Source organism: Stenotrophomonas sp. (assembly GCF_036662295.1).
Classification (GTDB): Bacteria; Pseudomonadota; Gammaproteobacteria; order Xanthomonadales; family Xanthomonadaceae; genus Stenotrophomonas.
Map to the genome: position 1 here is coordinate 1 of NZ_JAVWXA010000135.1, position 9,009 is coordinate 9,009.

Consider the following 9,009-nt stretch of genomic DNA (forward strand, 5'->3'; position numbering starts at 1 on the left):
CGCCGGCGGGAGCTCGGCCTGGCTGGCGATGACGGTGGTAGTGGCCGGCTCCAGCGGTGCCGGGGCGGGCAACTGCTCGCGGGTCATGAACATGGCCACCGCCGCCACCGAGGCGGCCAGGGCCGCGCCCCCGCCCCAGCGGCGCCAGCCACTGCGACGCTCGCTGAGGCGCTCGGGCGCGGCGGTGGTGGTCTGCGGGCGCGGTTCGGCAACCACGGCCAGGCGCACGCGCTCGGCAAAATCCGGCGGCGCCGGCGCACAGGCCTGCCCGCGCAGTGCATCGCCCAGCAGCTGCCAGCGTTCGTGGCAGCCGGCCAGCGCGGCATCGTGCTCGAGCCGGCGCATCAGGAAGCGCGCCTGCTCGGGTGCCAGCTCGCCGTCGATCAGGGCCGACAGCTGCTGCAGGTTGTGGGCATCAAGTTTGTCCGGCGTGGTGCCGGCCGATCCGGGTGTATTCATGTGTTGGCTCATACGCGGCTCTTCTCGCGGGTGGCACTGCCGATATCCAGCAGCGGCCGAAGTTCAGTGTCGATCGCCTCGCGGGCACGGAAGATCCGTGACCGCACGGTGCCGATCGGGCACCCCATCTTCTGCGCGATTTCGTCATAGCTCAGCCCTTCCACCTCGCGCAGGGTGATGGCCGATCGCAGTTCCTCGGGCAGCGCGGACACCGCCTTCATCACCGTCTGCTCCAGCTCCTGGCGCATCAACTCGCGCTCGGGGGTATCGGTATCGCGCAGGCGGGTGCCGCTGTCGAACTGCTCGGCGTCACCGATGTCGATGTCATCGGTGGGCGGGCGGCGGTTGTGGGCGGCGAGATGGTTCTTGGCAGTATTCACGGCGATCCGGTGCAACCAGGTATAGAACTGCGCATCGCCACGGAAACTGCCGATCGCGCGATACGCGCGGACGAACGTGTCCTGGGCGACGTCCTGACACTCACTCCAGTCGGCGATGTAGCGCCCGATCAATGCCACGATCCGATGCTGGTACTTGCGCACCAGGACATCGAACGCCGCACTCTCGCCGCGCTGCACGCGCCGGACCAGTTCCAGGTCCAGCTCCTGTGGTGTTTCAACCTCGGCCATGAGGGGCCGCACTCCTGTCAGCCCGACCGACGTCGGGCAATGAGACTGCCAATCCCGGGAAAAGTTCAGCGACCGATCACACGACGCCGCACCAGCTTTTAACCACCGTTCCGTTAAGGTTCCCGTTCACGGCAATGATCCGGGCCCGTCCCTCCCAGCTATAGGGATTTGACGGGGAGGAAACAACCTCTGGATCATAGCCCCCTTCTCCATACACAACCGGATGGAACGTCCCCATGCTTTCAGGCTTCGATGGGCTCCGCTTCGCACATTGGCACCCGCAGATCCGTGATGATGGTGTCGTGGTGCTCAGCCTCGACCGCCAGGACAGCAGCGTCAACGCCATGTCCCAGGACGTGTTGCTGGAACTGGGCGACCTGATCGAACGCATCGCGATGGACCCGCCCAAGGCGGTGGTGATCCAGTCGATCAAGTCTGCCGGCTTCATCGCCGGGGCCGACCTGAAGGAGTTCCAGGACTTCGACCGCCGCGGCACCGTCAACGACGCCATCCGTCGCGGCCAGAGCACCTACCAGAAGCTGGCCGAGCTGCCCTGCCCGACCGTGGCGGCCATCCACGGCCACTGCCTGGGCGGGGGCACCGAGCTGGCGCTGGCCTGCCGCTACCGCGTGGCCTCCAATGACGCCTCCACCCGCATCGGCCTGCCGGAAACCCAGCTGGGCATCTTCCCCGGCTGGGGCGGCAGCGCACGCCTGCCGCAGCTGGTCGGCGCGCCGGCGGCGATGGACATGATGCTGACCGGGCGCACGCTGTCGGCCTCGGCCGCGCGCGGCATCGGCCTGGTGGACAAGGTGGTGGCCCCGGCCGTGCTGCTGGATACCGCCGTCGCCCTGGGCCTGTCGGGCACCACGCGTCCGTTCAAGCAGCGCGCCACGGCGTGGGCGACCAACACCTGGCTGGCGCGCAAGCTGCTGGCCCCGCAGATGGCCAAGCAGGTCGCGCGCAAGGCCAAGAAGGACCACTACCCGGCGCCGTACGCCCTGATCAATGTGTGGGCGCGCACCGGCGGCAGCCCGATCCAGGTCCGCCTGGATGCCGAGCGCCGCGCGGTGGTGAAGCTGGCCAGCACCCCGACCGCGCGCAACCTGATCCGTATCTTCTTCCTGACCGAACGCCTGAAGGCGCTGGGCGGCAAGGACCACGGCATCAGCCACGTGCATGTGGTGGGCGCTGGCGTGATGGGCGGGGATATCGCGGCGTGGTCGGCCTACAAGGGCTTCACCGTGACCCTGCAGGACCGCGAGCAGCGCTTCATCGACCCGGCCATGGAGCGCGCGCAGGCGCTGTTTGCCAAGAAGGTGCGCGATGAAAGCAAGCGCCCGGCCGTGGCCGCCCGCCTGAAGGCCGACCTGGCCGGTGACGGGGTGGCGCTGGCCGACCTGGTGATCGAGGCGATCATCGAAGATGCCGAGGCCAAGCGCGGGCTGTACCAGACGCTGGAGCCGAAGATGAAGCCGGGCGCGCTGCTGACCACCAACACCTCCTCGATCCCGCTGGTCGAACTGCGCGACCACATCGAGCACCCGGCGCAGTTTGCCGGCCTGCATTACTTCAACCCGGTCGCGCAGATGCCGCTGGTGGAGATCATCCATCACGACGGCATGGCGCCGGAGACCGAACGCCGCCTGGCCGCGTTCTGCAAGGCGCTGGGCAAGTTCCCGGTGCCGGTGGCCGGCACGCCCGGCTTCCTGGTCAACCGCGTGCTGTTCCCCTACATGCTGGAAGCCGCCACCGCCTATGCCGAAGGCATCCCGGGCCCGGTGATCGACAAGGCCGCGGTGAAGTTCGGCATGCCGATGGGCCCGATCGAACTGCTGGACACGGTGGGCCTGGACGTGGCCGCCGGCGTGGGCAAGGAACTGGCACCCTTCCTGGGCCTGCAGATTCCCGCCGCGCTGCAGACGGTGGAAGCGGGCAAGCGTGGCAAGAAGGATGGCCAGGGCATCTACAAGTGGGAGAACGGCCGCGCGCAGAAGCCCGACGTGCCCGCCAACTACCAGGTGCCGGTCGACCTGGAAGACCGCCTGATCCTGCCGCTGCTCAACGAAGCGGTGGCCTGCCTGCACGAAGGCGTGGTGGCCGACGCCGACCTGCTGGATGCCGGCGTGATCTTCGGCACCGGCTTCGCCCCGTTCCGCGGCGGCCCGATCCAGCACATCCGTGCCACCGGCGCCGATGCCCTGGTGGAACGCCTGAAGGTCCTGCAGCAGCGCCACGGCGACCGCTTCGCCCCGCGCCCCGGCTGGGAAGATGCGGTACTGCGCGAACCGGTAGCCTGATTCTCTGGCCCGATAACCCGTAATGACGACAACGCCACCGAAAGGTGGCGTTGTTGTTTTCGTCGTCGCTTTGGATTGGCGCTGCAGAAACACATGCGCCCGATACATGTACATCGCGCGCAGATGTCTTGCTCTCCCATGGCCACCTGCCAACTGTCGGGGGTGGGGGCCTGTGGGGTCGCGGGACCGTCACACGCCATGGGTCCGACGCATGCGTCGGACGGGCTGGGCAGGACGCCCAGGCCCGGTCTTGCCGCGTGCGCAGGATTGCGCACGCGCGCAAGGCGTGTGCGAGCCTCCAGGGACGGATTCACGGCGTGTCCCGCGACCCCACAGGCCCCCGCCCGGCTCGATTGCCCCCAGTGCCATCGCCGTTGCAGTTGCCGTTGCAGTCGCCTTTGCCTTTGCCTTCCCCAGCACATCCCCGCAACACCCTGTTGCCCCGATGGAGGCATACATCCCGCGCACCTGCATGCCATCCTGCACGCCTGTCCACGCCAGCGAGAACGCCCGCATGACCACCCTCATCGCCCCCCGCGTCCACGACATCGGCGGCCTGCAGGTGCGCCGCGCCGTCCCCACCCTCCAGGCCCGCAGCGTCGGCCCGTTCGTCTTCGTCGACCAGATGGGCCCGGCCGTCCTCGCCCCCGGCACCGGCATCGACGTCCGCCCGCATCCGCACATCGGCCTGGCCACCGTCACCTTCCTCTGGTCCGGCGCCATCGGCCATCGCGACACCCTCGGCTCGGACCAGGTCATCCGCCCCGGCGACGTCAACTGGATGACCGCCGGCCGCGGCATCGCCCACTCCGAGCGCACCCCTCCCCCGGAGCGTGAACACGACCACCCCATCCACGGCATGCAGACCTGGCTGGCCCTGCCCAGAAGCGCCGAGGAAACCGACCCCGCCTTCTTCCACCATCCCGCCGCCACCCTGCCCCAGCAGCGCCGCGATGGCGCCTGGCTGCGCGTCATCGCCGGCCGCGCCTACGGTGAAGAGTCGCCGGTGAAGGTGTTTGCCGACACCCTCAACGTGGCCATCGACCTGGACCCCGGCGCCGAAATCGACCTGGACACCGGCCATGTCGAGCGCGCCCTCTACATCCTCGAAGGCGAGGCCCAGCTCGATGGCGTGGACCTGCCCGCCCAGCATCTGGTCATCCCCGAGCACAACGCCCGCGGCCGCCTGCGTGCCAAGACCCCCGTCAAGGCCATGCTGATGGGCGGCGAACCGCTCGATGCGCCGCGCCACCTGTGGTGGAACTTCGTCTCCAGCTCGCAGGAACGCATCGAGCAGGCCAAGCTGGATTGGGAGGCCGGTCGCTTCGGCACCATCCCCGGCGATGACAAGGAATTCATTCCGCTGCCCAGCTACTGACCCGCCCACCGTTCGTCGGGTCTTGACGCCACCCTCACCCCGATGAACCACGATTCAGCTACGTTCTGCCTGCCCGACCCGGGCCACTGGTGGAGAACGATCGATGAGCATGGGCAAACGTCTGGCCGCGGAGTTCCTCGGCACGTTCTGGTTGGTCCTTGGCGGCTGCGGCAGCGCGGTGCTGGCGGCCAAGTTCGGCGGTGATGGCAACCCGCTGGGCATCGGCTTCCTTGGCGTCGCATTGGCCTTCGGCCTGACCGTGCTCACCGGCGCCTATGCGTTCGGGCACGTGTCCGGCGCGCACTTCAACCCGGCGGTCAGCCTGGGCCTGTGGGCCGGCGGCCGCTTCCCCGGCCGCGACCTGCTGCCCTACATGCTGGCCCAGGTGGTTGGCGGCCTGTTGGCCGGCTTCATCCTGCTGCAGATCGCCTCGGGCGCGCCGGGCTTTGCCATCGACGGCAGCCAGGCCGGCGCCTTCGCCAGCAACGGCTACGGCGCGCTGTCGCCGGGCGGTTACAGCGTGGCCGCTGCGTTCCTGTGCGAGGTGGTGCTCACCGCGGTGTTCCTGGTGGTCATCATGGGCGCCACCCACGGCAACGCCCCGGCCGGTTTTGCGCCGATCGCCATCGGCCTGGCCCTGACCTTGATCCACCTGATCAGCATCCCGGTCACCAATACCTCGGTGAACCCGGCGCGCTCCACCGCCGTGGCCGTGTTTGCCGGCAGCGGCGCGCTGGGCCAGCTGTGGCTGTTCTGGCTGGCCCCGCTGCTGGGCGGGATGATCGGCGGCATCGTCTACAAGTGGATCGGCGCGGCCCCGCGCTGAGCCGGCCGGGCCGGAGGCCCTACGGGTTTCCGGCCCGAATTGGAATCATTTGAAACCTTTATTTGTAGATCAAGTCACATTCCGTTAAGGTCCGACTCACCACGCCGTCACCTGACGGGGGGGGTTCCGGGACGCGCATGGGGATGGCGCAGTATCGGCCGGGGGTGTACATGGCCATCGGAATCACCTGCCAGGCGGCCGCGCGGCCATTCCGATCTTGGGGGAACCAATGAACATCCTGCGCACTGCCCTGTGCCTGAGCCTGTCGTTGTCGGCTGCGACCGCGTCGGCCCAGTCGCCCACCGAATGCCCGTCCCTTCCCGCCAGCAGCGGCCTGCAATGGCAGCAGCAGGCGCAGGCCGATTTCCTGCTGTGCAAGGCCAGCACCGGCGACGGGCGCGAAGTGCTGAGCCTGATGCTCAGCGCGCGCAATCCCGATGTGCCGCTGACCCGCCCACTGCGCCAGGAAAAGGGCGTGTTCGCCGGTGAGTCGCTGTACTGGTACCAGCCCGACCTGGGTGGCCAGCAGCCGCCGGGCTATGAGAACCGGCGCATCACCGTGGTGAAGTTCGACAAGAACCGCTATGCGCAGATTTCGCTGTACGCCGGCGACGCGCAGGAGCTGGGCTCGTTGCAGTCCCTCACCCAGGGCATGAACCTCAACCCGACCGCGGTGGCCGCAGGGCGCTGAAGGTGGCCGGGGACGTGTCGTGCACCGGTTCCGCCGACCGCGGGCGAGCCGGCCACTGGCCGACACCCCGCGTGCGTGGGCCGGCCAGTGCCCGCGGCCGCCTAGAAGCGGCCTTCCTGGAAATCGACGAACGCCTGCATCAGTTCCTGCCGGGTGTTCATCACGAACGGACCGTGGCGCATCACCGGCTCGCGCAGGGGGCGCCCGGCGACCAGGATCAGCCGCGCACCGTCGGCACCGGCCTGCAACGCCAGGCGTTCACCGCCACCGAGCACGGCCAGTTCCTGCCGCGCGACCGGCCGCGCCGCCTCGCCCTCGCCCACCACCAGGCTGCCTTCGAACACGTAGGCGAACGCGTTGTGGCCGTCCGGCAGCCCGTATTCCCAGCGCGCGTCCGGCGCCAGGGTGATGTCCAGGTACAGCGGATCGGTGGCCGGCTGCACGATCGGCCCCACCACCTCGCCGACCTGTCCGGCGATCACCTTCACCTGCACGCCGTCGGCCGGGGTGGCCTGCGGGATGCGTTCGGGCGCGAATTCCTGGTACTTCGGCGCGGTCATCTTGTCGCGCGCCGGCAGGTTCACCCACAGCTGGAAGCCCCGCATCTGCCCCGATTCCTGCTCGGGCATTTCCGAGTGCACCAGCCCGCGCCCGGCGGTCATCCACTGCACGCTGCCGGGGGTGAGCAGGCCTTCGTTGCCGTGGTTGTCCTTGTGGCGCATGCGCCCGTCGAGCATGTAGGTCACCGTCTCGAAGCCCCGGTGCGGGTGGCTGGGGAAGCCGGCGATGTAATCCTCGGCGCGGTCGGTGCCGAATTCATCCAGCAGCAGGAACGGGTCCAGGTCCGGCAGCGAAGGGCCGCCGATCACCCGGGTCAGGCGCACGCCGGCGCCGTCGGAGGTGGCCATGCCACGGATGGTGCGCTGCACGCGCACCGGGGTTGGGCTGCTCATCACCACTCCTGCGAAAGGGAACCAGCCACCAAGATGGGCGCGTCGGGGCCGGCGGCCAATCGCCACGACCGCAACCGATTGTTCCAGCGATGGGGTGCGCACGCCGTGCAGGCGCGGCCGCCTGGCCGCCTCGCCACGCCCGCCGCGTTGCGACCTACGACCAAAGTACTAGCGGCAAGTTCCTGCGTTTGCATTGACCCGATCGGTGCCAGGGCAGACTCTTACGACGATCTCCAGGGAGACGCAATCTCATGAAAGGTTTTTCCAAGCTCGGCTGGGCAGTGCTTGCGCTGCTCGGTGCGTTCTGTCTGGGCGTAGTCGCACTACGCCGCGGCGAACACATCAATGCGTTGTGGATCGTCGTCGCGGCGGTGTCGATCTACCTGATCGCCTATCGCTTCTACAGTCTTTTCATCGCCGACAAGGTGATGCAGCTCGACCCGACCCGGGCGACCCCGGCGGTGCTCAACAACGACGGCCTGGACTATGTGCCGACCAACAAACACGTGCTGTTCGGGCACCACTTCGCCGCGATCGCCGGGGCCGGGCCGCTGGTAGGGCCGGTGCTCGCCGCACAGATGGGTTACCTGCCCGGCCTGTTGTGGCTGGTGGTCGGCGTGGTGCTGGCCGGCGCGGTGCAGGACTTCATGGTGCTGTTCATCTCCAGCCGCCGCAACGGTCGCTCGCTGGGCGACCTGGTGCGTGAGGAGATGGGCCAGGTGCCTGGCACCATCGCCCTGTTCGGCGCGTTCCTGATCATGATCATCATCCTGGCCGTGCTGGCGATGGTGGTGGTCAAGGCGCTGGCCGAGAGCCCATGGGGCATGTTCACCGTGATTGCCACGATGCCCATCGCGATCCTGATGGGCGTGTACATGCGCTACATCCGCCCGGGCAAGATCGGCGAGATTTCGATCGTGGGCCTGGTGCTGCTGCTGGCGGCCATCTGGTATGGCGGCAAGGTCGCCGCCGACCCGGTGTGGGGCCCGGCCTTCACCTTCACCGGCATCCAGATCACCTGGATGCTGATCGGCTACGGCTTCGTGGCCTCGGTGCTGCCGGTGTGGCTGCTGCTGGCCCCGCGCGATTACCTGTCCACCTTCCTCAAGATCGGCACCATCGTGGCGCTGGCGATCGGCATCCTGATCGTGATGCCGGAACTGAAGATGCCGGCGCTGACGCAGTTCGCGGCCAGCGGTGACGGCCCGGTGTGGAAGGGCGGGATGTTCCCGTTCCTGTTCATCACCATCGCCTGCGGCGCGGTCTCCGGTTTCCACGCCCTGATCGCCTCGGGCACCACGCCCAAGCTGCTGGCCAATGAGCGGCACATGCGCTACATCGGCTACGGCGGCATGCTGATGGAATCGTTCGTGGCGGTGATGGCGCTGGTGGCCGCGTCGATCATCGATCCGGGCATCTACTTCGCCATGAACAGCCCGGCGGCGGTGATCGGGGCGGACGCGGTGTCGGCCGCGCACTACATCAGCACCACCTGGGGCTTTGCGATCACGCCCGAACAGCTGGAAGCCACGGCGCTGGCCATCGGCGAGCCGACCATCCTGCACCGCGCCGGTGGTGCGCCGACGCTGGCGGTGGGCATCGCGCAGATCCTGCACCAGGCCATCCCCAGCGGCAGCAACGCGATGATGGCCTTCTGGTACCACTTCGCGATCCTGTTCGAAGCGCTGTTCATCCTGACCGCGGTCGATGCGGGTACGCGTGCCGGTCGCTTCATGCTGCAGGACCTGCTGGGCAACTTCATCCCGGCGCTGA

The 9,009-nt window shown here is 68.4% G+C and carries 8 protein-coding genes; 5 read left to right on the top strand and 3 right to left on the bottom strand.

Annotated features, from left to right (window positions below; genetic code table 11):
* On the bottom strand, positions 1–459 hold a 459-nt coding region (locus RSA25_RS17715; protein ID WP_332810148.1), incomplete at its 3' end, for a sigma-E factor negative regulatory protein.
* 8 nt (positions 460–467) lie between these two features.
* Complete coding sequence (gene rpoE / locus RSA25_RS17720) at positions 468–1,088, bottom strand: RNA polymerase sigma factor RpoE (RefSeq protein WP_332810149.1); 621 nt, start codon at positions 1,086–1,088, stop codon at positions 468–470.
* A 236-nt stretch (positions 1,089–1,324) separates the two neighbouring features.
* On the opposite strand from rpoE, the gene RSA25_RS17725 reads away from it, so the two are divergent.
* From RSA25_RS17725 to RSA25_RS17740, 4 genes are all read left to right on the top strand, one after another.
* Positions 1,325–3,388, top strand: coding sequence for a 3-hydroxyacyl-CoA dehydrogenase NAD-binding domain-containing protein (locus RSA25_RS17725; protein WP_332810150.1), 2,064 nt, complete (start codon positions 1,325–1,327; stop codon positions 3,386–3,388).
* Between the two features lie 514 nt (positions 3,389–3,902).
* A complete protein-coding gene (locus RSA25_RS17730) occupies positions 3,903–4,766 on the top strand; it encodes a pirin family protein (RefSeq protein ID WP_332810151.1) in 864 nt (287 codons plus the stop codon).
* Between the two features lie 103 nt (positions 4,767–4,869).
* The gene (gene aqpZ, locus RSA25_RS17735; protein WP_332810152.1) at positions 4,870–5,592 is read left to right on the top strand and encodes an aquaporin Z; all 723 of its coding nucleotides are present in this window, start codon (positions 4,870–4,872) and stop codon (positions 5,590–5,592) included.
* Positions 5,593–5,821: 229 nt separating this feature from the next.
* Complete coding sequence (locus RSA25_RS17740) at positions 5,822–6,283, top strand: hypothetical protein (protein ID WP_332810153.1); 462 nt, start codon at positions 5,822–5,824, stop codon at positions 6,281–6,283.
* A 101-nt stretch (positions 6,284–6,384) separates the two neighbouring features.
* Here the strand turns inward: RSA25_RS17740 and RSA25_RS17745 are convergent, their stop codons facing one another.
* Entirely contained in the window at positions 6,385–7,236 is an 852-nt protein-coding gene (locus RSA25_RS17745; protein ID WP_332810154.1) for a pirin family protein, read from the bottom strand.
* A 251-nt stretch (positions 7,237–7,487) separates the two neighbouring features.
* Between RSA25_RS17745 and RSA25_RS17750 the strand changes: the two genes are divergently transcribed.
* Positions 7,488–9,009: carbon starvation CstA family protein (locus RSA25_RS17750; protein WP_332810155.1), on the top strand; the 1,522-nt coding region annotated here is incomplete at its 3' end.